Here is a 25,232-nt window from a genome sequence, read left to right on the forward strand (position 1 = left end):
TCCATGATTCAAATAGCCATGGCAAGCATACTGCTGAAACGTTTCATTATTGATAAATGAGTTTCCAAACACGCTCTTATGAAAATCTCTAAAAAAAATTATAACGCGCTGATTTCGCGAGTGATCCCGCATCTCAATTTTACCATAAAATCTTCTATAAAATATTATATAGCAATTTTAATACATGACTCCTAAAAAATAAAATCCTTGCTCTTTTGCCGGCAAAAGAGCCTTCCCGGTATCTCTCGACAAGGATCGTCCCCCGCAGTACAAAAACGCATCCCCATATTCCCAGACATCAGCCTTCCGGCGGTTTTTCCATGCTTCCTGTGCGCTCTGTTCCCGTATCCTGCCCGGCCCGGTCTCCCCTCCGGTCTCCGGTCATACGCCCGCAGCGGATCGCATGCATCACCGTCTGCCTTATTATTTTTCTGGCCGGTCTGTTCAGCTTCCTCCCGGCACAGGCCGCCTCCATCCCCCTGTTCGGGACCGTGGAGTTCCGGCGCCCTCTCGACAGCCTGCCCGCCTGGGCTGAGGTCCGCCGCATGAACGAGCTGGAGCTCATCTTCGTCAGCGGCAAGGTTTTCACCCGGACCGCCACCTGGGACTCCTTCAAACAGGGAGCCCAGGGCAAGAGCGGCATGGGACTGCTGCGCTATGTCAACACGTTCTGGAACCGCTTTCCTTACCGTGAGGATATCACCAACTGGGGCAAGGCCGACTACTGGGTCTGGCCCAACCTGTTCCTCAAAAAATCTGGCGACTGCGAAGATTACGCCATCGTCAAATATTTCACGCTCAAAGAGCTGGGCATGGATACGGACAAACTGCGTATCGTCGTCCTGCGCGATACCCTGCGCCGCCTGTCCCATGCCGTTCTGGCCGTCTACATGGACAATGACATCGTCATCCTGGACAACATCAGCAATGCCATCCTGCCCCAGGGGCGCCTGCGACATTATGTCCCGCAGTTCTCGTTCAACGAGAAGTCACGCTGGGCCCACATGCGAGGCAAAAAAACAAACGAGTAGCCCATGAACACTCCCGACCCCGACTTCCCTGCCAAGCCGCATCACTTCATGAGCAAACGGCTGAGCATCAGTATCAGCCTCGTGCTTTTCGTGCTGGTCCTGCTGCTCTCCTATGCCCTGTGTTCCCTGCAGGTCGACCGGAGCACCCAGGCCATCCTGGCGGACAAAAACCGCTTCCTCCTGTCCAAGATCGATACCATGCAGATCCGCCTGCAAGACTGGCGGCGGACCATGCTGGAACAGACCAAAACGCTGGCCCTTTCGGAGAGCGTCCGCCTGTTCGCCTCGGACATGGCCGCCCTGCCCTCCGATCTGCTGGACAAGAGTTCCCGCACCGCCGCTCCCGGATCCGACAGCGACCAGCTTTCCTTGCTGGACCAGCGCGAATACATGCAGCAACTGCTGGCGGACATCGCCTACCAGAACGATCTTGACCGCATCTGCATGTTCCTGCCCGATGGCCGCAAGATCGTGGACAGCGCCTCTGACGCTGCCGACAATCACGACGACGATCTTCTCGTCCGGCAGGCCGTCACATCGAGGACGCTTTCCTTTGGCGCCATCCACAAGCATGGGGACCGTTTCGCCCTGCAGGCCGGTGCCCCCCTGTTCGAGATCAGCGGCAAGGACAGGCCCCGTGTCGTCGGCTGCCTGCTCCTGTGCTTCCCCATGGACGCGGCCCTGACGAACATCCTCCAGGACAAGGAAAGCCAGCTCAGGCTGGTGGATCTTTTCCCGGACAGGAGCAGTGTCTTCCTGCTGCGGGAGGACGCCCTGCAACAGCTCCCCCTCCGTGCAGGCGTGGCCGGCGCCCATTCGCTGGATTTCAAAAAGCGTCCTGCCATGGCCGGAGGAGATGACGTCTATTCCCTGGCCTTCATCTCCTCGCTGCCCAATACGCTGATGCTGGTGGCCTCCCTGCCCGCCGTGGACATCGACCGGGAGATCCTCCACAAATCCATGCAGATCTATGCCGTCGGCCTGCTGACCAGCCTGGGGATCGGCCTGCTGCTGGCCTTCGGGGTCTCCTGCCTGGTGGGGCGGGCCCACCGGGCTTCGGCCGCCTACTTCAAGGCCCTGTATACGGTCATCCGCGACCAGAAGCAAGTGCTGGACAGCGTCAATGATTCCATGCGCCTGGGGCTGGTCCTGTTCAGTGCCACGGACGGCGTCCGCATCTTCAACCCCGAATTTGCCAAGATCTGCGGCGGCATCCCGCAAGAGGAACTGGCCGGCAAGTCCCCCAGGGATCTCTTCCCCCAGGAGGACGCCGACAAATTGCAGGCAGGCATCGAACGCAAGATCAAGGAACCGTCCTTCGACGGCGTGGAGCTGGCCCTGCCCGGTACTGACGGCAAGGAACATCTTTACAGGGTCTCCCTCTATGTTTTTCTGGACAGGCAGGAGCAGGACGCCGCCAAGGAAGCTCCCCTTCCCGAAAGCGTCGTGGCCATCTTCAAGGATATCACCCGCTTCCGCCGGCAGGCCCAGAAAGCCCAGGAACGCCAGCACCATCTTATGGAAGCCCTGGTGTGCGCCGTGGAATATGTGGACCCCAACCTGGTGGGCCATACCCGGAAGATGCGGCATGTGGCGGAGCTGCTGGCCCGGCATATGGAGCTGGACAATACGGCTGTCCTGACCCTGCGCATGGCTTCCCAGCTTTCGCAGATCGGCAAGATCTTCGTACCGCACCACCTGCTGCGCAAAAGCGGCAAGCTCACGCCCGAGGAGCAGCAGGCCGTACTGCAGTCTTCGGAGTATGCCTTCCGCGTCCTGTACGGGATCAACTTCGGGCTGCCTGTTCCCGAAGCCCTGCACGACATGAACGAAAAATTCGACGGCAGCGGTCCGCGGGCCCTGAAGGGCGATCAGATCAATCCCCATGCCCGCCTGCTGGCCGTGGTCAACGCCTTCTGCTCCATGGTCAGCGACCGGGCCTACAGACAGGGGATGCCCATCAGCCAGGCCCTGGACATCCTGTCGTCCAGCCCGGCCTTCGACCCCGCCATCGTGCTGGCATTGCGGGAGATCCCCGCAGAGGACCTGCGCGCTGCCCTGGCCGGAGAGGACGACTCTTCCCAGGCCTAGCCAGAAAGATCACCCAAGGGGACGACGTGAAACGCCGTCCCCTTGTCATACTCTCTGCCGGAAGCGTGCGTATCCTTTTTCCCGAAAAGCTGTTTTGACATCCCCGCAAGAGCTGACGTATATTGAAACCAAACATGAAGCGGCCGTCAGCCCCGGAAAGACGCCGCTTTGCCTTTCCCTGCCCTGCACTTTCGCGGATGCAGCGGCCCGCCCCTCTCCACGGTCTCCGCGGATATGTCCATCCTTTCCGGTTGAGGAGGATACATGAAATTCCAGTTTGACCGTCCCGCCTGCCAGAACCTGCGCAAGGCCCTCCGCAAGGAGTGGCTGGAGACCAACGGTCTTGGCGACTATGCCTCCAGCTCGCTGGTATGCTGCAATACGCGCAAATACCACGGCCTGTTCGTCACCGAGCTGGCCCGGCCCGCAGGCCGCCATGTGATGCTCTCCACCCTTGAGGAATCCCTGCTCATGGCAGGCAAAGAGTTCTTCTTCTCCTGCCGCAAGCATCCGGGCGTGTACTTCCCGCGCGGGCATGAATACATGCAGGCTGCCTCTGCCGGGCTCTGGCCTTCCTTCCGCTATCGTTTCGGTGACGTGACGTTGACCCGCGAGCTCATGCTGCTGCCGGGACGGCACGTTCTCCTCATACGCTACAAGGCCAGTATCGCCAGTCCCGAGACCCCGCCCCTGCGCCTGCGCATCAAGCCCCTGCTGGCCTGCCGCAGCATGCATACGGTCATCCGCGCCGACAAAGCCATCGACAGCAGCGTCTCCCCGACCCTGTACGGAGCTTCCGTGCGCCCGGATCCCCAGCTACCCGAACTTTTTTTGCAGATGGACGGCCCAGCCTCCTGGCAGACGGCCCAGGACTGGTACTACAACATCGAGTATCTTGTGGAGCAGGAGCGGGGCTTTCCCTTCCAGGAAGACCTGTTCATGCCAGGGATTTTCGAAGTGGACCTGGCTCCCGGTCATGCCGTCTATCTCACCGTCTCCACGGAGAGCCTGCAAAAGGAACACAGCCGGCATGACTTCGAACGTCTGTGGCAGGAAGAGAGCCAGCGCCGGATCGAGGAAGAAGCCGAGACGGACAGCCTGCAAAAGCATCTGGCCCGGGAAGGCAAACGTTTCCTCATCACCACGCCCGGCAGCACGACCGGCCGGATCGACAGCATCGTGGCCGGGTACCACTGGTTCGGCTCCTGGGGGCGCGACACCATGATCGCCCTGCCCGGCCTGACGTTTTTTGCCGGTCGCCAGGCTCTGGGCGAACAGATCCTTGCCAACATGGGCGCCGCCGTGCGTGACGGCCTCATCCCCAACGTTTTTTCCGCCGACGGCCGTCATGCCTACAACTCTGTGGACGCTTCCCTCTGGTATGTCTGGGCCGTGCAGATGCTGCTCCAGGTCGATCCGCAACGCATGGGCTTTGTGAAAGAACACTGCTGGCCCGCCATCAAGGAGATCCTCCGGGCCTATGCCGGAGGACAGGTTCCGTTCGTCCATGCCGACGAGGAAGGTTTCCTTGACGTGGGCGACGAACAGACCCAGCTCACCTGGATGGACGCCGTGGTCGACGGCAGGCCCGTCACGCCGCGGCACGGCCAGCCGGTGGAGATCAGCGCCCTGTGGTACAATGCCCTGGCCTTTGCCGACCATCTGGCACGGCGCTTCGACGAACCTCACTGGCAGGATTCCGTCGACCAGCGGGACCGCATGCGCGCCGTTTTCGTCCACCGGCACTGGATCAAAGATTACCGGGGCGACTATCTGGCCGACGTCTGGCGGGATGGCGAGCGGGATTTCCGTGTGCGGCCCAACCAGCTGTTCGCCGTTTCCCTACCCTTCCCCATCCTCGAAGAAGACAATTACGCCTCCGTGGTCTCGCGCGTGCGCCAGTGCCTGCTGACCCCCTGCGGGCTGCGCACGCTGGCCCCCAGCGCCAACGAGTACTGCTCCCTTTATGAAGGCGGGCCCGGAGAGCGTGACAAAGCCTACCATCAGGGCACGGTCTGGCCCTGGCTTCTGGGCGCTTACGGCGATGCCCTGCTGCGGGCGGCCTGGGATGAGGAAGGCGCCGCGCGCGACCTGCTGCATACCCTGACGCCCCTCTTCGGCAGCCATCTGGGCGGCGCCGGTATCGGGAGCATCTCCGAGATATTCGACGGAGACCCGCCGCATCTGCCCAACGGCAGCATCGCCCAAGCCTGGAGCGTGGCCGAATGCCTGCGCCTGCTGAACAGGCTGGGAAAGGTGGCTCCCCAGGCCTATGCGCAGTGGGAAAACGCCCTGCTGCAAGGAGACAGGTAATGCGCGTCCTCATGTTCGGCTGGGAATTTCCCCCCTTCAAGAGCGGCGGGCTGGGCACGGCCTGCCAGGGCATGGCCACGGCACTAGCCAAGAAAGGCACGGAGATCTTCTTTGTCCTGCCCCGTGCCGAAAGTGACCGCCCCGTCCATCTGCAGGACGGCCTGACCATGTTTTCCGCCTCGGGCACCCGGGTCTGCACCCGCAGCGCCCGCCTCCGGCGCGAAGAAGACGTGCGCGAGATATGGCATGACCGCCAGTACACGGAGCTCGTCCCCGGCTTCCGGGACGAGATCGAAGAGATCTGGCGCGAAAAGCTGCATCTGGAATATATCGACTCGCCGCTGCGCCCCTATCTGAACAGCGGCAGCTATCTGAAAGAGCACCGGGAGCTCCAGCGTCTGCTTTCCGAAAAACGTCTGGCCGACCCGACCCTGCGGACCGTCTTGCAGCATGAAGGCCCGGAGCGGGAGCACCTTCTGCGCGAGATCGCAGAGAGCCGGGAACAGTGCGAGACCCTGACGCTGCACGGCGGTTACGGCGAAGACCTCATGAGCGAGGTCTACCGTTATGCCTGCGCCGCGGCCGTCATCGCCGGACGCCTGGAATTCGACGTCATCCACGTCCATGACTGGATGACCTATCCGGCGGGGATGCTGGTCAAGCAGCTGACGGGCAAACCGCTGGTGGCCCATATCCATGCCCTGGAGCATGACCGCAGCGGCGACAACCTCAACCAGACCGTGGCCGACATCGAAAAGGCAGGCATGGAGGCCGCCGACCGCGTCGTGGCCGTGAGCCACTACACCAAGCAGGAAGTCATGGCGCAGTACGGCATCCCCGAGGACAAGATCTCCGTGGTCCACAACGCCGTCTCCCGCAATGACATCCACAAGAGCGTGGTCATCCCCGAACGCTGCCGTCATGAGAAGCGGGTCCTGTTCATGGGCCGCGTCACCTACCAGAAGGGCCCCGACTATTTTGTCGAAGCCGCCAAGCTGGTACTGGACCGTCTGCCCCACACGCGTTTCATCATGGCCGGCAGCGGCGACATGCTGCCCAACATGGTGCGCCGTGTGGCCCACCTGCGCATCGGGGACAGATTCCATTTCACGGGCTTTTTGCGCAACGGCGAAGTAGACCGCATGTACGCCATGAGCGACCTTTACGTCATGCCCAGCGTTTCCGAGCCCTTCGGCATCGCGCCGCTGGAAGCCATGGCCTACGACGTCCCCGTCCTCATCTCGCGCCAGTCCGGCGTGGCGGAAGTGGTACGCAACGCCATCAAGGTCGACTTCTGGGATGTGCGGGAAATGGCCAACAAGATCTGCGCCCTGCTGGCCTATCCCCTGCTGGCCGCCGAGGAAGTCCGCAATTGCCGTGAAGAACTGAAGAACATCCGCTGGGAGAATGCCGCCACCAAGCTGCGCGCCATCTACGACCAGCTTGTTGCGGGGAGGAGATAGCATGTCCGCCATCTGTTTCTATTTTCAGGTACATCAGCCGTACCGCCTGCGCCACTACACCTTCTTCGATATCGGCGCCAATTCCTGGTACGAGGACGAGAACGCCAACTGCGGCATCCTCCTCAAGGTGGCGCGCAAATGCTATCTGCCCATGAACGCCCTGCTGCTCAAGCTCATCCGGCGCCATGAGGGGCAGTTCAAGGTGAGTTTCTCCATCTCCGGCACGGCCCTAGACCAGTTCGAGACCTACGCCCCGGAAGTCATCCAGAGCTACCGGGAGCTGGTGGCCACCGGCTGCGTGGAGCTGCTTTCCGAGACCTACAACCACTCGCTGGCCTTCCTCTACTCGCCTGACGAGTTCCGGGAGCAGGTCCGCCTGCACGATGACCGCATCGAAGAGCTGTTCGGAGTGCGGCCCACCTCGTTCCGCAATACCGAGCTCATCTACAACAACGCCCTGGCCCGTACCGTGGAGGAAATGGGCTACAAGGCCATCCTGGCGGAAGGCGCCGACCATGTGCTGGGCTGGCGCAGCCCCAACTTCGTCTACAGGCCTTCGGGGTGCGACTCTCTGCGCCTGCTGCTCAAGAACTACCGCCTTTCCGACGACATCGCCTTCCGCTTCTCCAACCACGAATGGCCGGAATTCCCGCTGACGGCGGAAAAATTCGCCAGCTGGGCCCAGGCCTCCGGGGCCGCAGGGGACATCATCAACCTGTTCATGGACTACGAGACCTTTGGCGAGCACCAGTGGGAATCCACGGGCATCTTCCAGTTCATGGAGGCCCTGCCGGACGTCCTGCTTTCCCTGCCGGGCTTCAGTTTCGTGACGCCCACCGAAGCGGCGGCCATGTTCCAGCCCGTGGCCAGTCTCGACGTGCACAATTTCATGTCCTGGGCCGACGCCGAACGCGACCTGACCGCCTGGCTGGGCAATGACATGCAGCAGGATGCCATCACGGCTGTCTACCGTCTGGAAGAAAAGGTGAAGGCCAGCGGCAACGAAGATCTGCTGCGCACCTGGCGACGCCTGCAGACATCCGACCATTTTTACTATATGTGCACCAAGTGGTTCGCCGACGGCGACGTGCACAGCTATTTCAATCCGTACGACACCCCCTATGATGCCTACATCAACTACATGAACGTACTGGCCGACTTCGGCCTGACCCTGGATGCCCCCCTGCCCACTGCCGGAGCGTCCCGCAGTTAGCGCACTCCCGGCACGGCCTGCCTGACGGATCATGCCCTGCGCGAAGGCATGGCCCGGACAGACCTCTCCGGGGGCTTTCATGAATGCAAGGAGATCCGTCTCAATGTCACAAGATCTGTCAAACGCGACCCTCTTCGAAGTCAGCTGGGAGGTCTGCAACAAGGTCGGCGGCATCTATGCCGTCGTCAGCAGCAAGATCCTGGAAGCCCTGGCTGCCTTTGGAGAAAATTATTTTCTTCTGGGGCCCGACCTGGGCAACAACCCCGACTTTGAAGAGACCGACGAGCCCTGCTGGCAGGAGCTGCGCCAGGAGACCGACCGGCGCAACCTGAGCTGCCGCTTCGGCCGCTGGAACATCCCCGGCCGCCCCAAAGTCATCCTGGTCGGGTACCGTGACCGTTACGACCAGAGCCAGCTGCTGTTCTCGCTCTGGAACCGCTACGGCGTGGACTCCATCTCCGGCGGCTGGGACTATGTGGAACCGGTCATGTTCAGCACGGCCTGCGGCGAAGTGATCGAAGCCGCCTGCAAGGCGCTGCACATCCCTGCCGACGGCCCGGCCCTGGCCCACTTCCACGAATGGATGTGCGGCGGCGGCCTGCTCTATCTCAAGACCAACGCCCCCTATGTGGGCACGGTCTTCACCACGCACGCCACCATGCTGGGGCGCTCCATGGCCGGTTCCGGCTTCGACATCTACAAGCAGATGCACCAGATCAACCCCAAGCATGAGGCCGGGGCCTACAATATCACGGCCAAATGCTCCATGGAGACGGCCTCGGCACGCGAAGCCGACTGCTTCACCACCGTCAGCCGCATCACGGCCGACGAGGCGGGCGTCTTTCTGGGGCGTACCCCCGATGTGCTGACCCTCAACGGTCTGGACTTGCGCGTCATCCCCGACTACAGCCGGGACAGGAGCCTGGCCGCAGCTTCCCGGCAGCGGTTGCTGGAGGCCGCCGGCCGTCTGTTGCGCCGCCGCCTGCCCGAGGATACCCGCGTCTTCCTCGTGTCCGGCCGTTATGAGTATCACAACAAGGGCATCGACGTGTTCCTTGACGCCCTCGGCATGGTCAATACGGCCCTCAGCCAGTCCCAGTCCAATGTGCTGGCCCTGTGCGCGGTCATGGGCGGACACAGCGGGGTCAATGCCGACGCAGTCAGCGGCGACCCGGCCAAACTCCCCGGCCAGGGCGGCTTCTGGATCAGCAGCCATCACGTCTACAACCAGCCCAACGATCCCATCCTCAATGCCTGCCATCGCCTGGGCCTGGACAACAGGCCGGAGAACCACGTGCAGGTCATCTTCGATCCTGCCCTGCTCGACGGCAAGGACGGCTTCCTGAACATGCGCTATGAAGAGGTGCTGGCCGCCTGCGATCTGGGCGTATTCCCCTCCTGGTACGAGCCCTGGGGCTATACCCCGCAGGAAAGCGCCGCCCATGCCGTGCCCACGGTCACCACAGACCTTTCCGGCTTCGGCATGTGGGTGCGCTCCAGCCAGCGCGATAAGAACGGCGTGACCATCATCTGCCGCCGCCAGACCTCGTATGACGAGACCGCGGCCAGCCTGCGCGACGTGCTCCTGCAGTATGCCTCCCTGCCCGAAGAGCAGATGCAGGAACACCGGCACATGGTGCGCCATGTGGCCGAAGGCTGCTCCTGGGAGCAGTTTTTCCCCTACTATGTGCAGGCCTACGGTCTGGCCCTGGACAAGGCACGCCAGCGCAGCTCGCAGCCCGCCGGCGGCAGCACGACCCTGACCCGTGTGCTGGCGGCCACCATGTCCACCACGCCCAACCTGCACAGCTTCACGGCCCTGACCTCACTGCCCCCGGCCATCGGCCGCCTGCGTGAGCTGGCCCACAACCTCTGGTGGAGCTGGCACCCCGAATGCCACTATCTCTTCTCGGCCCTCAACGAAGAAGAATGGGAACGCAGCAACCACAATCCCATCGCCACGCTGGAAAAAGCCACCCGGGCACGGCTGATCATCGTGGCCCACGAGCAGAGCTACCTGCGGCTGTACAACCAGACCATGGCGGCCTTCGATGCCTACATGACCGAGGCGCCGCAAAGCTTCGGCCCCCTGACCCCGCAGCAGCCTCTGGCCTATTTCTCCACAGAATACGGCCTGAGCGAATGCCTGCCCATCTACTCCGGCGGTCTGGGCGTCCTTTCCGGCGACCACCTGAAATCCGCCAGTGACCTGAACATCCCGCTGGTGGCCGTGGGCCTGCTGTACAAGAACGGCTACTTCCGCCAGATCATCGACAAGAACGGCGACCAGACCCCAGTCTATCCCGAAAACGATTTCGCCACCCTGCCCATAGAGCAGGTCAAGGATCAGGACGGCAAACCCCGCGAGATCTACCTGCAGATGCCGGGCCGCCGCCTGCACGTCCAGATCTGGCTGGTGCGCGTGGGACGGATCAACCTCTACCTGCTGGACACCAACCTGCCCTCCAATACGGCGGAGGACCGCAAGATCACGGCCCGCCTGTATGAAGCCGACCGCGATATCCGCCTGCGGCAGGAGATCCTGCTGGGCCGGGGCGGCGTGAGCATGCTGCGCGCCCTGGACATCCGCCCCGCCGCCTATCATATGAACGAAGGGCATTCGGCCTTCCTCATCTTCGAACGCATCCGCCTGCTCATGCAGGAGAATGGCCTGTCCTTCGAAGAGGCGGGCGAAGTGGTGCGCGGCAGCACCCTGTTCACGACCCATACGCCCGTGGATGCCGGCAACGAGCGTTTCTCGCTGGAAAGCATGGAGGCCTATTTCAAGCCCTACATCCAGACCGTGGGCATCAGCTGGCAGACCCTGGTCAATATGGGCCGCTTCGAAGGCAGCGAGCGCAACGTCTTCGAGATGACCGTCCTGGCCCTCAAGTATTCCATGAAGGCCAACGGCGTCAGCGCCCTGCACGGTGTGGTCTCCCGCCATATGTGGCAGGAAGGCTGGCAGGGGGTCCCGGTGGCGGAGATCCCCATTTTCTCCGTGACCAACGGCATCCATGTGCCCTCCTACGCCGGTCCGGCCATGCGTCCCCTGCTGCAAAAGCACCTGGGCGAAGGCTGGCAGGAACTGACGCCCGACGACCAGAAATGGACCTGCATCGCGGACATCCCCGATGCCGACCTCTGGACGGCCCGCCAGACCCAGAAAAAGCACCTGCTGGAAACCATCCGCTCCAGCCTGCCGGAGTTCTTCAAAAAATTCGCCATCCCCTACGAAAAGCAGCAGGAGATGACGTCCCGGCTGACCCCCGAGACCCTGGTGATCGGCTTTGCCCGCCGCTTTGCACCGTACAAACGTGCGACCCTGCTCTTTGCCGATGTGGACCGTCTGGCCCGTATCCTGGAAAAGAGCGGCCAGCCCGTCATATTCGTCTTTGCCGGCAAGGCCCATCCTGCCGATGGCCAGGGCATCGGCCTGATCCGGGAACTCTTCCAGCACATGCTGTCGCCCCGTTTCTTCGGCAAGATCTTCTTTATCGAGGATTACAGCCTGGCGATCTCCCGCCTGATGGTGCAGGGCTGCGATGTCTGGCTCAACAATCCCCGCCGCCCCTACGAGGCCTGCGGCACCAGCGGCCAGAAAGTGGCGGTCAACGGCGGCCTCAATCTCAGCGTGGCCGACGGCTGGTGGTGCGAAGGCTACAACGGCACCAACGGCTGGACCATCGGCCCCCTGGTGGCCAAAGGCAGCCTAGGCCCCGAACAGAGCGACTATGACGATGCGGCCTCCCTGTATTCCCTGCTGGAAGACAAGGTGATCCCGCTGTACTTCGAGCGCGATGCGGACAACCGGCCCCACAACTGGCTGCTGCGCGTCCGCAAGGCCATGCAGACGCTCATCGCCCAGTACAGCTCGCACCGCATGCTGCGCGATTACCTTAGCGACTACTACATCCCGGCGGCCACCAGCCATCAGGAGATCCGCAGCAACCACTACGCCCTGGCCCGCCATCTGAGCCAATGGAAGCAGGACGTCAACGTGCGCTTCGGCTCCGTGCAGATGGATACCATCCGCATCGAAGGCATCAAGGAAGACAGCCTGCTGGACGGCCAGTCCCTGCATGTGGCCGTGACCGTGCATCCCGGCAGCATGAAGCTCGACGAGCTGCTGGTCCAGCTGGTGGCCGGTCCCGGCGACGGCTCCACTTTTACGGAAACGCCCGATGTGGTGGAGATGCAGCCGGAGAGCGAAGGGGTGGACGGGACCATGACCTTTGTCTGCACCTACACGCCTTCCCGCAGCGGGATCCATGTGTACGGTGTGCGCGTCATGCCCTGCACCGAAGGCCTGTCCTCGCCTCTGGAGACGCGCCTCGTTTTGTGGGGCTAGGACTCCATGGCCCAACCATGACAAAAAGGGGGATGCCGCTTGCGGCATCCCCTTTCCTCTTCTTGCGGGCAGGAAAACACCATCGGTATTTTCCCTGTGAAATACCCACGCCCGCGGCCGCATCCTCCTAACGCGGCTGCAAAAACCACGTCTGCGAAGTCGGATGCGCTTCCGTCCAGTGCAACTTGTAGGCCATGGGCTCCCCGGAGGCCGTGCCCATATCGTAGCGGACAGCCCCTTCCTCGCACAGCCAGCGTATCTGCTCCACCTGCAAAAGGTTGCCGATGGAAAGATCCTTCCAGGCGGCATCATAGCTGAATTGCTGCCCGCGGTAACATGGCCCCAGCATCCCGCCGAAAATGAAACCGATGTCCTGGCCTTCATGCCGGGCGAACATGACGCGCGCCGTGCCCTGCGCGGCAAGACGGCGGATCATGTCGGCATAGAATTCCCGGGCCGGGGATTCCGTCATGCCGCAATGCCCCACGCCCTTCCAGCTGCGCTGCTCCACGGCCAGCATCCGGGCATAGACGGCATCGGCCCCGGCCGTATCGGTGGGACAGGAGCGTTCGAACGTGACGCCCCTGTCGGCGGCCCTGCGGAAAGATTTGCGCCACTTGCTGCGCAGATTGGCGGAACGGCGGCTCAAAAAGCCGTCCAGTCCGCCTTCCAGCGAGGCCCCGGCCTGGATGCACTCCCCGGCCAGATAAATGGTGAACAGGGACTCACAGCAGGCATACAGCTCCCGGGCCCTCCTGCTCCCCGGCACTATCCCTCCCAGAAGCAGCGCCGGAAGATGCCCGTAACCATGTGACATGACGGCCAGCGCCTCAGCCAGCAGCCCGATCGCATCCGGCCCCAGCAGGGGACAGCCGAAGAGCCAATGGGCCTCCAGCGATGTTAGGAGCGGCTGCCCTGAAGACAGGAAGGCTTCCGCCAAAACAAGGACACTGTCCTCCGTGTGTTGCGCCAGGACACGACGCCCCGGCGCGAAAGCCCTGTGCGCGGACAACTGCCAGACAGGAGCACAACAAAAAGGATCCGGCTGTGCGGCCAGATCGACGCTCTGCTCCCAGATGCGGCACAGCTCAGGCCGCCAGGGAGACTCTTCTTCCGTGATATATTCCAGTTCCATGCCGTTCTCTGCGGCTCCGGGCAAGGTCGACCTTGGGCTCCCGGAGCAATGCTGCCGCCCTGTCGTCCTGGCAGCAGGATATGGCAAAACGGCCGATCCGTAACAGGACCGGCCGTTTCCATGTCAAAAGGAAAAAGCACGCTCTCAGCGGTGGCAGGCCGCCTTGAACAGCGAGGTCAGCCGTGCTTCCGTGGCCTCTTCGTCCAGCACTTCCCGGATACGCTTCCAGGCTTCCGCCCCCAGATGGCGGCGCTTTTCCGCACTGGCGGACAGATCCAGCAAGGTCTGGGACAGGGCCGTGACGTCATTCTGCGGTACGACGATACCGTTGCGGCCGTTCTGGACAACCTCCAGCTGGCCGGGAAGATCGCTCACCACCACGGCCACACCAAAGGCCATGGCTTCGGTCAGGGCCGACGGCAACCCGTCCATATCGCCGCCCCGGGTCATATGACCGGGAGCGATGAAGATGTCCGCACGGCGGTACAGATCGGTCATGGCCTCGTGCGGCAGCTGACCGGGGAAGGAGACGAGCTTGCGCAGGCCAAGACGCCAGGCAAGCAACCGTAAACGCAGACGCCAGGGGCCCGTGCCCACCAAAGTCAGCCGGAAGTCGACTCCGGCCTTCTGCAGGGCCAGGCAGGCCTGCAGCAGGGTATCGTAGCCCTTGCGGCTGGTCATGGTCCCCACGGCCAGCAGCTGCAAGGGCTCCGGCACATTGGACGGCGGCATGGAGACGTCTTCGTCCGGCGGGGTCAGGGTCAGGGCATCACGCAGGAGCACGATGCGCCGCGGATCCACGGAGGGCAGCAGCTCGCAGACAGCCTTGCGCGTTGCCTCCGTATCGCAGCGCACGAAGGCAGACTGTTCGGCCTTCACCAGCCAGTCCTTGGCCGGTGAGGCAAGGTCCGCCGTACGCACGGCAAAGGCAAAGGGGATCTGCAGCATGCGGGCCGCCACCCAGGCCGCGGAGGCCGGAGCATGGGCGCCCGAGGCGTACACGAACTCGATCTTTTCTTCCAGGCACCAGCGGGCCAGCAGCGCCCCGCACCCCATGAGCCAGAGATTGTGGAAAAAGCTCCCCTTCCCGGAGGGGATGGACTTCCACAGTTCCCAGGCAGTGGTGGAGGTGCCGCGCAAGTGCGAGAACAGCATGCGCATGACGGAGAAGAAGCGCCACGAGCTGATGTGCCGCACCGGCAGCGGCAGGGCATAGCCCTGCGAATCGCTGTTGAGGAAGCTGGCCCCCTCGATGGCGTAGATGCGGGAAAGCAGACCGGCCGCATGCATGCGGTGGGCCTCTTCCATCAGGCAGCGGCCCGAAGCTTCAGGGAATTTTTCCGCCACCAGGGCCCCACGAAGGATGGGCGTGGGGGCCGCCAGCAGGTTCTGCTGCTGATCCGGGCTGACAGGCACGGGCTCGTGCTTTTTGCAGACCAAGATGCCGTCTTCCAGCGTGTAGACGCTGTCGCAGAACTCGGCCATCTTGGGGTCGTGGGTCACCATGATCATGGCGACCCCGCCCTTGTGGCAAAGGGTGCGGAAGTTGTCCATGACCACACGGCTGGTACGGGCATCAAGGGCCCCGGTGGGTTCGTCCGCCAGCAGGATGCGGGGATTGTTCACCATGGCGCGGGCAATGGCCACACGCTGCTGCTCACCACCGGAAAGGCGGTTGCTGCGGTAATGGACGCGGGCGGAGAGCCGCACCAGCTCCAAGGCACGGATGACACGCTCCCAGCGTTCCGCGGGGGGCACGTTTTCATAGATGAGGGGGAATTCCACATTCTCGAACACGGTGGAGTGGTCGAACATATTGCTCGACTGCATGACGAAGCCCATGTTGCCCCGCCGGAAAGCAGCGGTCTGCTCCCGGTTGAATTCCAGGACATTGGTCCCCAGGATCTCCAGCGTGCCGGAATCGGGCGCATGCAGCATGCCCAGCACGTGCAGCATGGTCGACTTGCCGCACCCGGACGGGCCCATGATGGCCACGAGTTCCCCCGCTTCCACCTCGATGTTGACGCCACGCAAAACAGGCGAGAAGCCCGCGTAGCACTTGTACAGATCTTTGGCAATGATAACCGGCGCCATAGTTCACCTACTCGAAACGCAAGGCGGAAACGACATCCATGCGACTGGCCTGAATGGCAGGATACAGGCCGCCGGCCACCCCAATGATGGCGGAGAAAAGAATACTGCCGGCACTGCTGGCCGCGAGCAGCGGATACGAGATGGAGGTACCCAGAGACCAGGCCCCTATCTCGACACTAAGGGTACCCACCAGGATGCCCAGCAGGCCACCGGCCACGGACTTGCACAGGGCCTCGGCCAGGAACTGGGCCAGGATATCCTTGTCCGAACCGCCCATGGCCTTTTTCAGGCCCACTTCGCGCGTGCGGGCACGCACAGCCGCAAAGGTCCCGTACCAGATGCCGAAGCCGCCCAGCATAAGGGAGGCCACGATACCCAGCCAGAGCAGGGCCTCGACCCACATGAAGGTCGTCTTGATGCGGTCGAGCTGGTCATCCTGCGTGGCGATGACCAGATACGGCGCGTCCTGGTTGGCCCGGACCACAGAGGGGATCTGGCGCACCACCGGGGCCACGTCTTCCCAGCCGATGGCACGGACGAACAGGCGGGTGATCTTGCCGGAGCCCCAGTTTCTGTCCTCCATGACCGTGGTCGGCAAAAAGCCGCCTTGGTTCCACTCACCCAGCATGACGCCGGTCACCACGCCCACGACCTCGACGACGTCCTTGCCCAGGAAAAGCAGCTTGCCCACAGCCTGGGCGGGGTCTCCGTACAGATTCGTGGCGGCCTCACGGCCCAGCATACAGATGCGCCGATGGCCGCGCACGTCTTCCTCGGACATCATCCGGCCGGCCACGAGCTCCAGGGAATAGGTCGTGGCAAAATACTGGTCCACACCGATGAAATGGACCCCCAGCGTCCGTTCCCCGCTGGCACGCAAACTGAACGTTATCCCCTGACGCACATTTTCACTGATCATGCCCACACCGGGGATCTTGCGCAGCGCTTCCACCGTGCGGGGAGAGAAATCGCGTCGTGGCTGGCCGGGGTATTGCGCATCATCCATGTAGACACGGATGATGTTCACCCCGCCCATGAGCACCATGTCCTGACCCACTTTGTAGCGGATCTCCTGTCCCAGTACGGACAGGGCGATAAAGGCCATGATGCCCAGAGCGATGGACAGTATCACGCCAAAACCACGCTGGCGGACGACCTGTCGCAAGCTCACGCGAAAAAGGTCCGACATTGCAATCATGCTGTCACCATAAGGACTTGCATCCTGATTGTAGATAGCTAAGAGGTACCGGCGGCAGAAATGCCCTACTTCTGGCGGCGCATCCTGATGACACGGCCCTGACGGCCGACCTCATACCAGATGCCCTGCCACAGGACGCCTTCCGCGAGGATGGTACCCAGATAAACCCAGACGAACATGCAGGCGCTGGCGCAAAAAGCGACCATCCAGCGCCAGACAGGAAAAACGGCTTCCTGAAAATGGGCCCAGCCGCGCAGCACCAGCGCCAGGGCCGCGGCATAGACCAGCACGCCCACAAGCCAGCCGAAGGAAAGCTTGCCCAGCAGCACGCCCAGCACGGCCAACACGGCCCAAAGCACGGGCAGCAGCATAAGGCAGGCCAGCACGCCCAGCAGGACCCACTGGTAGGGAATACAGAACTTGAGGAACAGGATCTGACGGTCCATCCAATGATGCCAGACCCCCAGGTCATGTTCCCGGGCCTCGGTCATCAAAACGGCGTCTCCACTCAGACGGATGCGGGCCCCCAGATGGATGAGCCGGTCAGCCAGGGAGCAGTCGTCCACCACATTGGACATCCAGAACTCGCGCACGCCGTAACGGCGGAACGCCGACAAACGGAAGCACATGGCGCCACCCCACAGCTGGGTGAAGCTCGAGATGCCCTGCAGATAGCGCATCAGCTGGACACACAGGGCATAGGCCATGGTGACGATGCCCGTATCCCGCGCCACGACCTTGTGATAGCCGGTGCTGAAATCCTCGCCGTCCACCACAGGGGCCACCAGACGGCGGATGAAATCACGGGGAGCGATGTGCGTGCTGTCGCAAAAGGCCAGCAGCTCGACCTCGTCCTCCACGGCTTCCACGCCCTTGAGGCTGTTATGGTTCTTCTGGCCACAGCCCTTGGCGAAACCGGCCACCACATGCCGCAGCTGCGGATAGCGGGCCTGCAGCTCTCGCGCGATACCGGCTGCCGGTTCGTCAGCGGTGGCCGTGACGATCACGGGGTACAGGGCGGGGTAATCCTGCTTGAGCAGGCTCTCCAGGGCCTCCCGCATACGCGGGTGGTTCCCCCCGGCAGGCACGATCAGACCGGTACGGGGCCAGTGCGTCCGCTGAGGAGCGGGCTTGCGTTCTTCGCGGTCAAGCCTGCTGCCCACCCGGGACAGGAAAAAAAGCAGGGCACACTGCAACAGCGCCAGAACAAAGAAGGTAGTCCCCATAACGACCTCAATCCTGTTGATGCGTTGATGTTTCAGGCAGGGGCGCACAGTCGTCCATCAGCGGGACATCCCGGAAACGCCTGGCCACTGTCGTGAAGCGCATGCCGTTCCCCAGACGGATCTTGACCTCGACATCATCGCCGGGCAGGAAGCGCCCGGTGATCTTGTGCCCTGAACCATGGGTGGCAGAAAACGTGTTGTTCTGCACGGAACCATAAACATGATAGACATCGACCTGGCCGTTGGAGGAACGGAGCAGGACGACACCGCGTAATTTGCCGTCGGCGGCAAAACACATGCCCATACGGAAACTGGCTGTCAGGACATCGCCTGTCCAGAGTTCCGTCACTTCATAGGTCCCGGTATTTCCCGCAGGTGCGGCGGCAAAGCTCCAGAGCGGGGCTGCGCACAGGCAGCAGCATAGGCAAAGACAGGCCCAAAGACGCTTCATGCCCGCTCCCGTGCCGCCAGACGCATAAAGATGCCTTCATGCGCCGCCACCATGGCGTCAAACGAAAAACTCCGTTCCACCCGCTGCCGTCCGGCCCTGCCGAACCTGTCGCCCTGCGCGGGATCCGCCAGCAGCGCGGCACAGTTGTCGGCAAAGGCGGCACTGTCCCCCACCGGGGAGAGCAGACCGATCTCCCCCCGGGTCACGAGCCGGGGGATGCCACCGGTCTCCGTGGCGCATACGGGCAGACCGGCTGCCATGGCTTCCAGGATCACATTAGGCTGGCCTTCACGCACGGAAGTCAGCGCAAAGATGCGGGCGGCCGCGTAATGGGCGCGCACATCCGGGGAGCCGGGGCAGAATTCCACGCCCCCGTCCGGCAGATGCTCCGCGACCCAGGCCTTGAGCTCCTTTTCCCGCGGGCCGTCGCCCACAAGACGCAGGCGGACGCCGGGATGCCGTTCACGCAGAAGAGCGAAGCCTTTCAGCAGGGTCAGATGATCTTTGTCTTCGGCCAGACGCGCCACACAGAGGATGAGCGGCGGACGCTCCGAAGGCGCGGGCTGCGCAGGCGCGAAACGCTCCGTGTCCACCCCGTTGGGCACATAGGTCAGCCGTGCGGCCGGGACGCCCAGGCCGGAAAGGACATCAGCGAGCGCCTCGGAATTACAGACCATGTGGTCCGTCAGACGCCAGAGAAAACGCTCATGCTGCCTGCGCGGCGCTCCACCGCCACGCACCGTGCCCACGATGGGGATACCCAGCAGCCGTCCCCAGAGACGGCCCCAGATGTTGGGCAGAGCCGTGCAGGGGACGAGGACATCAGGTGCCAGGCGTTTGAGGGCCGCCGGCATGAGCGCAAAGAAAAAGGGATTCACCTTGCGGCTGCGCCCCAGATATTCCACGCGGATACCGGCCTGTTCGACCTGTGCATCAAGGTCGGTCCTGCCCGTAAGGACCAGCATGGAGACATGGAAGCGCGTCCTGTCCAGACGGCAGGCCAGCTCGACCATCTGGCGCTGGGTACCGCCAAAACAGAGATCTTCCATGACGAAGAGCACATGTATTTTATCAGACATGGGTGCATCCTCATGTATTCCGGGCAAATTTGCAAGTCCGTAGCCGCATTGCCTTGCGCGCGCCTTGGGCGTATCGTCTTTTTATGAGTAACCCCCATCCCCATACATCCGACAGCCCCCTGCGGGTGGTCGTCAGTCTCGATGTCGAAGAAGAAGGCCTGTTTTCCGGCCATTATGCCACCAGCGGTTGTGGCGTTTCCAACGTTTCCCTCCTGCCCAGGCTCGCGCCGCTGAGCAGGGATCTGGGCTTCCCGCTGACGCTGTTCTGTGCCCATACGGTCTTTGCCGATGCCGGGGCCTGTCGTGTGCTGAAACAGATGCGCGACCATTACGGCGCGGAGATCGGGGCCCATCTCCACCATTGGAGCACGCCGCCGGCCTCTCCGCTGGATCCCCCCCACGAAGGCCAGCCCACACGCACGGACAAACTGCCGCGCGACCTGCTGCGCCAGCGTCTGGCCACGCTGCTGGATGCCGGGCGGGAATTCCAGGGCGCTCCCCTGACCAGCTTCCGCATGGGCCGCTGGGACCTCAAGGACTGCGTGCGTCCCCTGCTTTCCGAGGCAGGCATCAAGGTGGACAGCTCCGTCTGCCCCCTGCGCCATTTCCCGGGCGGACCGGACCACTTTCTTGCCCCGGCGGATCCCTACTGGGTGGAAGGCTGGCAGGGAGCTCCCCTGCTGGAGGCACCCATCACGCAGATCCCTCTGCATCCCACGTTTGCCCAGCTCTGGTACCGGGCCTGCCCTGCCGCCTCGCGGGACAAGTTCCATTTCTGGGGCGTCCTCAGTCCCAATCCGTTCTGGCATGCGCCCCGGATCATGCGCTGGGCCGCACGGTTGCACCGCCGGCGGGGCGGACAGGTGCTGAGCCTGTTCTGGCACTCTTCCGAGATGCTGCCCGGCGGTTCCCCGCATGTGCCTGACCAGAAGGCCGCGGACGCCGTTCTGGAACGCATCCATGCCTTCCTGTCCTGGCTTCGGGAGACCTTCCCGGTCCAGGGCTGCACCGCCAGCCAGCTGGCAGAACTGCCTGCGGGCACCTTCCCTGCCCGCCCGGCAGGCCAGGGCGACTGGTAAAACGCAAACCGAACGGGACAGGCTCCTAGCCTGTCCCGTTTTTCCAGACGCTGTGGACCGACACAGCGTTTTTTTCATGGCTCCATCTGACCGAGGAATGACACTCATGGCCGCGTCCCTGCCTTCTCCCGTCTCCCCTTCCGCCCGCCGTCACGGCCTGATCCTGATCCTGCTGACCGTCTTTGCCTGGTCGGTCATCGGCCTGATCTCCAAAAACTGTCTGGCCGCCGGTGTCAGCCCGCTCGAAACGGCCTTCTGGCGTGCCGCCATCGGCGCCGCCTGCTTCATCACCCACGCGACACTGAGCAGGCAGATCCGCATCCCGCTACGCCACGCGGCCCTGTTCACCGTTTTCGGCTTCTGGGCCGTGGGCGTCTTCTACACGGCCACGTTGTACGCCATCAAGCTCAGCGGCGCGGCCATGGCCGTGGTGCTGCTCTATACGGCGCCGGTCTGGGTCGCCATGTTCTCCCGCTTTCTGTTCCATGAACCCATCACCACCCGCCAGTGCGGCATCATCGCTCTGGCCCTGGCCGGTACGGGCATGGTCTGCTTATCCGGCGGCAGCCTGCCGGGGCAGACATCGTGGACAGGCATCGCCTGCGGCCTGCTCATCAGCGTGTGCTACGCCTCCCACTACCCCTTCTGCCGCTGGTGGCAGGACCGCTATACCCCGGCCACCCTCTATGCCTTCATGCAGCTGGGCGGCGCGGCGGTCATCTTCTGCCTCACGCCTGTCAGCCTCGACCACAGCCTCTCCACCTGGGGCTGGCTGCTGATCCTGGGCGGCTTCACCGGCTATTTCGCCTTCTTTTGCTACGCCCAGGCCCTCAAGCGTCTGGGGCTGGTCCGTACGGCCGTGCTCTGCTACCTGGAGCCCATCCTCAGCACCATCTGGGTCTGGCTGTTCTGGGATGAGTTTTTCAGCCCGCTGGGCTGGGCCGGGAGCGCCCTGGTGCTGGCCGCCGTCTTCTGGCTGAACATGGACAAGAGCCGGGCCGCCTCCTAGGCGGTCAGTGGCCTGCTGCACAAAACGGCGGTAACGGCCCACAGGATGCCACAAACTGACAGCCCGGGAACCGCCCAAAAAGGACACGTGGCGACCGGCGTTGCCAACGGTCCTATCCGTGGCGGTCGGCGTCCCTGCTCCAAAAGTCTGCCCCGGAAGAGCAAAGGAGCTCCATCGGCCATGATGGAACGAGGCTCGCCAACGGCAGCGAAGATGCCCTCCCCAACACTCTCATGGCAGAGGGTTTTCTGCCTGCCCCTTTGAGCATCGACCGGAGAAACCGCACAAAAAATGCGCAGGATGGCATCACGCCATCCTGCGCATCGTTTTTCTCTTTCAGGGCTTTTTTATCCCTGCGGATCATCCTGCGGCAAAAGCAGGTTGAGGACCACACCGGTGATGGCCGCCAGACCGATACCGGCCAGCTTGAAACCGCCGATGCTGACCTGCATCCCGCCCACGCCAAAAATGATGATCAGGGGCACGATGACCATGTTGCGGGGCCGCAGCAGATCCTGCCCGGCACGCACCAGCGTGTTCAGGCCCACCACCATGATGGCCCCGAACAGCAGGATCATGATCCCGCCCATGACGGGCGCGGGGATGCAGCTGAGGAACGCCCCCACCTTGGCGACCATGGAGAGCAGGATGGCGCACAGGGCGGCCCAGGTCATGACCGCGGGATTGAAGGCCCGGGTCAGGGTCACGGCGCCGGTCACCTCGGAATAGGTGGTGTTGGGCGGCCCGCCCAGCAGACAGGCGGCCATGGTGGCCACCCCGTCCCCCAGCATGGTGTTCTTCACACCGGGATCACGCAGATAATCCTTGCCCGTGACGGAACTGATGGCGATGATGTCGCCAAAGTGCTCGATGGCAGGGGCCAAGGTCACCGGGATGATGAAGAGCAGCGGCTCCCATGCGAATTCCGGCAGGCTGAAGGCCGGCAGGGCCAGCCAGGGGCTTTTGCTCACGGCCTCCCAGCTGGTCACGCCCATGATCTCCGCCATCACCAGACCAGCGGCGATGCCGCAGAGGATGGGCACCAGACGCAGCATGCCGCGCCCCAGCAGGGAGACGGCCACGGTCACGGCCAGCGAGACCATGGAGATGCTCATGGCCGTTGTCTGGGGCATGGCCGGGCCGCTCTGTCCCAGGGCCATCTTGACGGCCGTAGGCGCCAGCACGAGACCGATGACCATGATCACCGGGCCGGTCACGATGGGCGGCAGCAGACGCAGGATGAGCCCCATGCCGCGCCAGCGGATGACCAGGCTGATGAGCACATAGAGCAGGCCGGAAAAGACCAGGGCCCCCATGGTGCGGGGCATGCCCCAGGTCTCCACGCCATAGATGATGGGCGCGATGAAGGCAAAGGAAGATGCGAGGAAGATGGGCACCTTGCCCCGCGTGATGAGCTGGAACAGCAGCGTGCCCACACCGGCGGTGAACAGGGCAACATTGCTGTTGAGTCCTGTCAGCAAGGGGACAAGCACCAGCGCGCCGAAAGCCACGAAAAGCATCTGCGCACCCAGCAGGCAGTCACGCAGACGCAGCCTGTAACGGCAGGGATCGAACTCCCCGCCTCCGGTGTTGAGCTGTTCCGCCATGCGGTCTCCTACTTGGTGCCGAAGATGCGGTCACCGGCATCGCCCAGGCCGGGGATGATATAGCCGTTCTCGTTCAGGTGCGAGTCCACCGAAGCGGTGTAGATCTCCACATCAGGATGCTTTTCCTGGACTTTGGCGATGCCTTCGGGCGCGCAGACCAGGTTGAGGCTGCAGATGTGCTTGCAGCCGCGTTTCTTGAGGATGTCGATGGTGGCGATGAGCGAACCGCCCGTGGCCAGCATGGGGTCCAGGATGATGGCCAGGCGGCTTTCGATATTGCGGGCCAGCTTGGCATAATATTCCACGGGCTCCAGCGTTTCCTCATTGCGGTACAGGCCCACCACGCTGATCTTGGCGCCGGGGATCATGTCCAGCACACCGTCCATGAGGCCCAGACCGGCGCGCAGGATGGGGACGATGGTCACCATCTTGCCGGAAATGGCCTCCACTTCCACGGGCCCTGCCCAGCCTTGCACCGTATGCTTCTCGGTAGTGAAGCCCTTGGTGGCCTCGTAGATGAGCAAACGGGCAATCTCATTGGAAACACTGCGGAATTCACTGGTGGACGTACTGTCCTTGCGCAGGATGCCGAGCTTGTGACGCACCAGGGGATGATCCACTACATGGACTGCCATATCCAACTCCTTGCTGTAAATGAAAAAAGTTCGGGGCAATCCACGCTATGCTGCGCCCTGTACGCTGTCAAGGTCTCGTGCGATATCTGCGGGAAGGGACACGGTTTACAGCGTCCCGGCTTTGGCGTACCCATAACAGACTTTTTTTACTTTTTTAGAGGATCGTCATGCCCCCAGTTCAGGACGTTGCCGCATTTCTGGCCATGCGGGACCAGGGCCTCCCGCTGCTGGATGTCCGCTCTCCCGGCGAGTTCGCCTTTGCCCATATCCCCGGTGCCCTCAACCTGCCCCTGTTCACCGACGAAGAACGCGCCAAGGTCGGGACAGCCCACGCCCGCAGCGGGCGCGAAGGCGCCGTCCATCTGGCCCTGGAGCTGGTGGGCGGTCATCTGGCCGCCCTGCTGGCCCGCGCCCGCCATCTGTGCGGCAGCAAGCGCGAGGTCCTGCTCCACTGCTGGCGGGGCGGCATGCGCAGCGACAGCATGCGCTGGCTGCTGGAAACGGGCGGCTTCACCGTGCACAGGCTGGAAGGCGGCTACAAAAGCTACCGGACCTTCGTGCGCAGCGAGCTGGCGCGCCCTCGGCCCATCCTCGTGCTGGGCGGCTACACGGGCTGCGGCAAGACAGACATTTTGCTGGAACTGCAGCGCCTCGGTTCGCAGGTCATCGATCTGGAAGGCCTGGCCCACCACAAGGGCTCTGCCTTCGGCGCTCTGGGCCAGGCCGAAGACCAGCCCGGCAACGAATGGTTCGAGAACCAGCTCTATGAAGCATGGCGGCGCTGCTATCCTGCCCGGCCTGTCTGGCTCGAGGACGAAAGCCGCCACATCGGCCATGTGACCATGTGTGAGGAATTTTTTGCCCAGCTGGGCCGCAGTCCGCTGGTCCGCGTTTTCCTGCCGGATGAGGAACGCGTCGCCCATCTTGTCCGCGATTACGGCGGACAGGACATGCGGGAAGGCCTGCTGGCAGCCCTGGAGCGTCTGCAGCGCCGTCTGGGCAGTGAGCTGACCCAGCGCTGCAGGCTGTGGATAGATGAAGGGAATTATGCCGATGCCGCCCGCGCGGTGCTCCATTATTATGACCGCTGTTACGCGCATCAGATAGAAAACCGCCAGGCCCCCGTCATCAAGGAGCTGACCTGTACCACCGACGATCCGGCCCTGGCCGCCCGCCTGCTCCATCAATGGGAACAGGACCTGCCGCCGGAAACGTTCACCGCCACCACACCTCTGTAACGGTTCCCGACAAGGAGGA

Annotated in this window: 17 protein-coding genes; 9 read left to right on the forward strand and 8 right to left on the reverse strand. The window is 63.0% G+C overall.

Translation table 11 applies throughout. The features are described from left to right. The first annotated feature begins 320 nt into the window (after positions 1–320). The 6 genes from HF854_RS04740 to glgP all read left to right on the forward strand — a co-directional run bounded on the left by HF854_RS04740 (position 321) and on the right by glgP (position 12,462). The gene (locus tag HF854_RS04740) at positions 321–1,031 is read left to right on the forward strand and encodes a transglutaminase-like cysteine peptidase (protein ID WP_168935259.1); all 711 of its coding nucleotides are present in this window, start codon (positions 321–323) and stop codon (positions 1,029–1,031) included. Positions 1,032–1,034: 3 nt separating this feature from the next. After that, positions 1,035–3,122, forward strand: a complete 2,088-nt coding sequence (locus HF854_RS04745; RefSeq protein ID WP_168935260.1) for an HD domain-containing phosphohydrolase — start codon at positions 1,035–1,037, stop codon at positions 3,120–3,122. 264 nt (positions 3,123–3,386) lie between these two features. Continuing rightward, positions 3,387–5,435: an amylo-alpha-1,6-glucosidase gene (locus tag HF854_RS04750; RefSeq protein WP_168935261.1), complete on the forward strand. Its 2,049-nt coding sequence runs from the start codon at positions 3,387–3,389 to the stop codon at positions 5,433–5,435. Beyond that, complete coding sequence (locus tag HF854_RS04755) at positions 5,435–6,898, forward strand: glycosyltransferase (RefSeq protein ID WP_168935262.1); 1,464 nt, start codon at positions 5,435–5,437, stop codon at positions 6,896–6,898. The genes HF854_RS04750 and HF854_RS04755 overlap by 1 nt, the downstream gene beginning before the upstream one ends. A 1-nt stretch (position 6,899) precedes the next feature. Further along, a complete protein-coding gene (locus HF854_RS04760) occupies positions 6,900–8,111 on the forward strand; it encodes a glycoside hydrolase family 57 protein (RefSeq protein WP_168935263.1) in 1,212 nt (403 codons plus the stop codon). A gap of 103 nt (positions 8,112–8,214) precedes the next feature. Further along, a complete protein-coding gene (gene glgP, locus HF854_RS04765) occupies positions 8,215–12,462 on the forward strand; it encodes an alpha-glucan family phosphorylase (RefSeq protein ID WP_168935264.1) in 4,248 nt (1,415 codons plus the stop codon). Between the two features lie 127 nt (positions 12,463–12,589). On the opposite strand, the gene HF854_RS04770 is transcribed toward glgP, so the two are convergent. The 6 genes from HF854_RS04770 to HF854_RS04795 all read right to left on the reverse strand — a co-directional run bounded on the left by HF854_RS04770 (position 12,590) and on the right by HF854_RS04795 (position 19,645). Beyond that, positions 12,590–13,597 carry a GNAT family N-acetyltransferase gene (locus HF854_RS04770; RefSeq protein WP_168935265.1) on the reverse strand — a complete coding sequence of 336 codons (1,008 nt, stop codon included), beginning with the start codon at positions 13,595–13,597 and terminating at the stop codon, positions 12,590–12,592. Positions 13,598–13,741: 144 nt separating this feature from the next. After that, the gene (locus HF854_RS04775) at positions 13,742–15,691 is read right to left on the reverse strand and encodes an ATP-binding cassette domain-containing protein (RefSeq protein WP_168935266.1); all 1,950 of its coding nucleotides are present in this window, start codon (positions 15,689–15,691) and stop codon (positions 13,742–13,744) included. Between the two features lie 7 nt (positions 15,692–15,698). Beyond that, the gene (locus HF854_RS04780) at positions 15,699–16,889 is read right to left on the reverse strand and encodes an ABC transporter permease (RefSeq protein ID WP_168935267.1); all 1,191 of its coding nucleotides are present in this window, start codon (positions 16,887–16,889) and stop codon (positions 15,699–15,701) included. Between the two features lie 65 nt (positions 16,890–16,954). After that, on the reverse strand, positions 16,955–18,115 hold the full coding sequence (locus HF854_RS04785; protein WP_168935268.1) for a glycosyltransferase family 2 protein: 1,161 nt from the start codon (positions 18,113–18,115) through the stop codon (positions 16,955–16,957). 7 nt (positions 18,116–18,122) lie between these two features. Beyond that, complete coding sequence (locus HF854_RS04790; protein ID WP_168935269.1) at positions 18,123–18,566, reverse strand: hypothetical protein; 444 nt, start codon at positions 18,564–18,566, stop codon at positions 18,123–18,125. Beyond that, on the reverse strand, positions 18,563–19,645 hold the full coding sequence (locus HF854_RS04795; RefSeq protein WP_168935270.1) for a glycosyltransferase family 4 protein: 1,083 nt from the start codon (positions 19,643–19,645) through the stop codon (positions 18,563–18,565). Before HF854_RS04795 ends, HF854_RS04790 begins: the two co-directional genes overlap by 4 nt. Before the next feature lie 83 nt (positions 19,646–19,728). Between HF854_RS04795 and HF854_RS04800 the strand changes: the two genes are divergently transcribed. Beyond that, entirely contained in the window at positions 19,729–20,724 is a 996-nt protein-coding gene (locus HF854_RS04800; RefSeq protein ID WP_168935271.1) for a polysaccharide deacetylase family protein, read from the forward strand. Between the two features lie 106 nt (positions 20,725–20,830). Further along, the gene (locus HF854_RS04805) at positions 20,831–21,733 is read left to right on the forward strand and encodes a DMT family transporter (RefSeq protein ID WP_240937660.1); all 903 of its coding nucleotides are present in this window, start codon (positions 20,831–20,833) and stop codon (positions 21,731–21,733) included. 347 nt (positions 21,734–22,080) lie between these two features. Here the strand turns inward: HF854_RS04805 and HF854_RS04810 are convergent, their stop codons facing one another. Next, the gene (locus HF854_RS04810; protein WP_168935272.1) at positions 22,081–23,340 is read right to left on the reverse strand and encodes a uracil-xanthine permease family protein; all 1,260 of its coding nucleotides are present in this window, start codon (positions 23,338–23,340) and stop codon (positions 22,081–22,083) included. Positions 23,341–23,348: 8 nt separating this feature from the next. Further along, positions 23,349–23,975, reverse strand: a complete 627-nt coding sequence (upp, locus tag HF854_RS04815; RefSeq protein ID WP_168935273.1) for a uracil phosphoribosyltransferase — start codon at positions 23,973–23,975, stop codon at positions 23,349–23,351. Between the two features lie 167 nt (positions 23,976–24,142). Between upp and mnmH the strand changes: the two genes are divergently transcribed. Continuing rightward, on the forward strand, positions 24,143–25,213 hold the full coding sequence (mnmH, locus tag HF854_RS04820) for a tRNA 2-selenouridine(34) synthase MnmH (protein WP_168935274.1): 1,071 nt from the start codon (positions 24,143–24,145) through the stop codon (positions 25,211–25,213). Positions 25,214–25,232: the final 19 nt, after the last annotated feature.

The organism is Desulfovibrio piger (assembly GCF_012843875.1).
Classification (GTDB): Bacteria; Desulfobacterota; Desulfovibrionia; order Desulfovibrionales; family Desulfovibrionaceae; genus Desulfovibrio.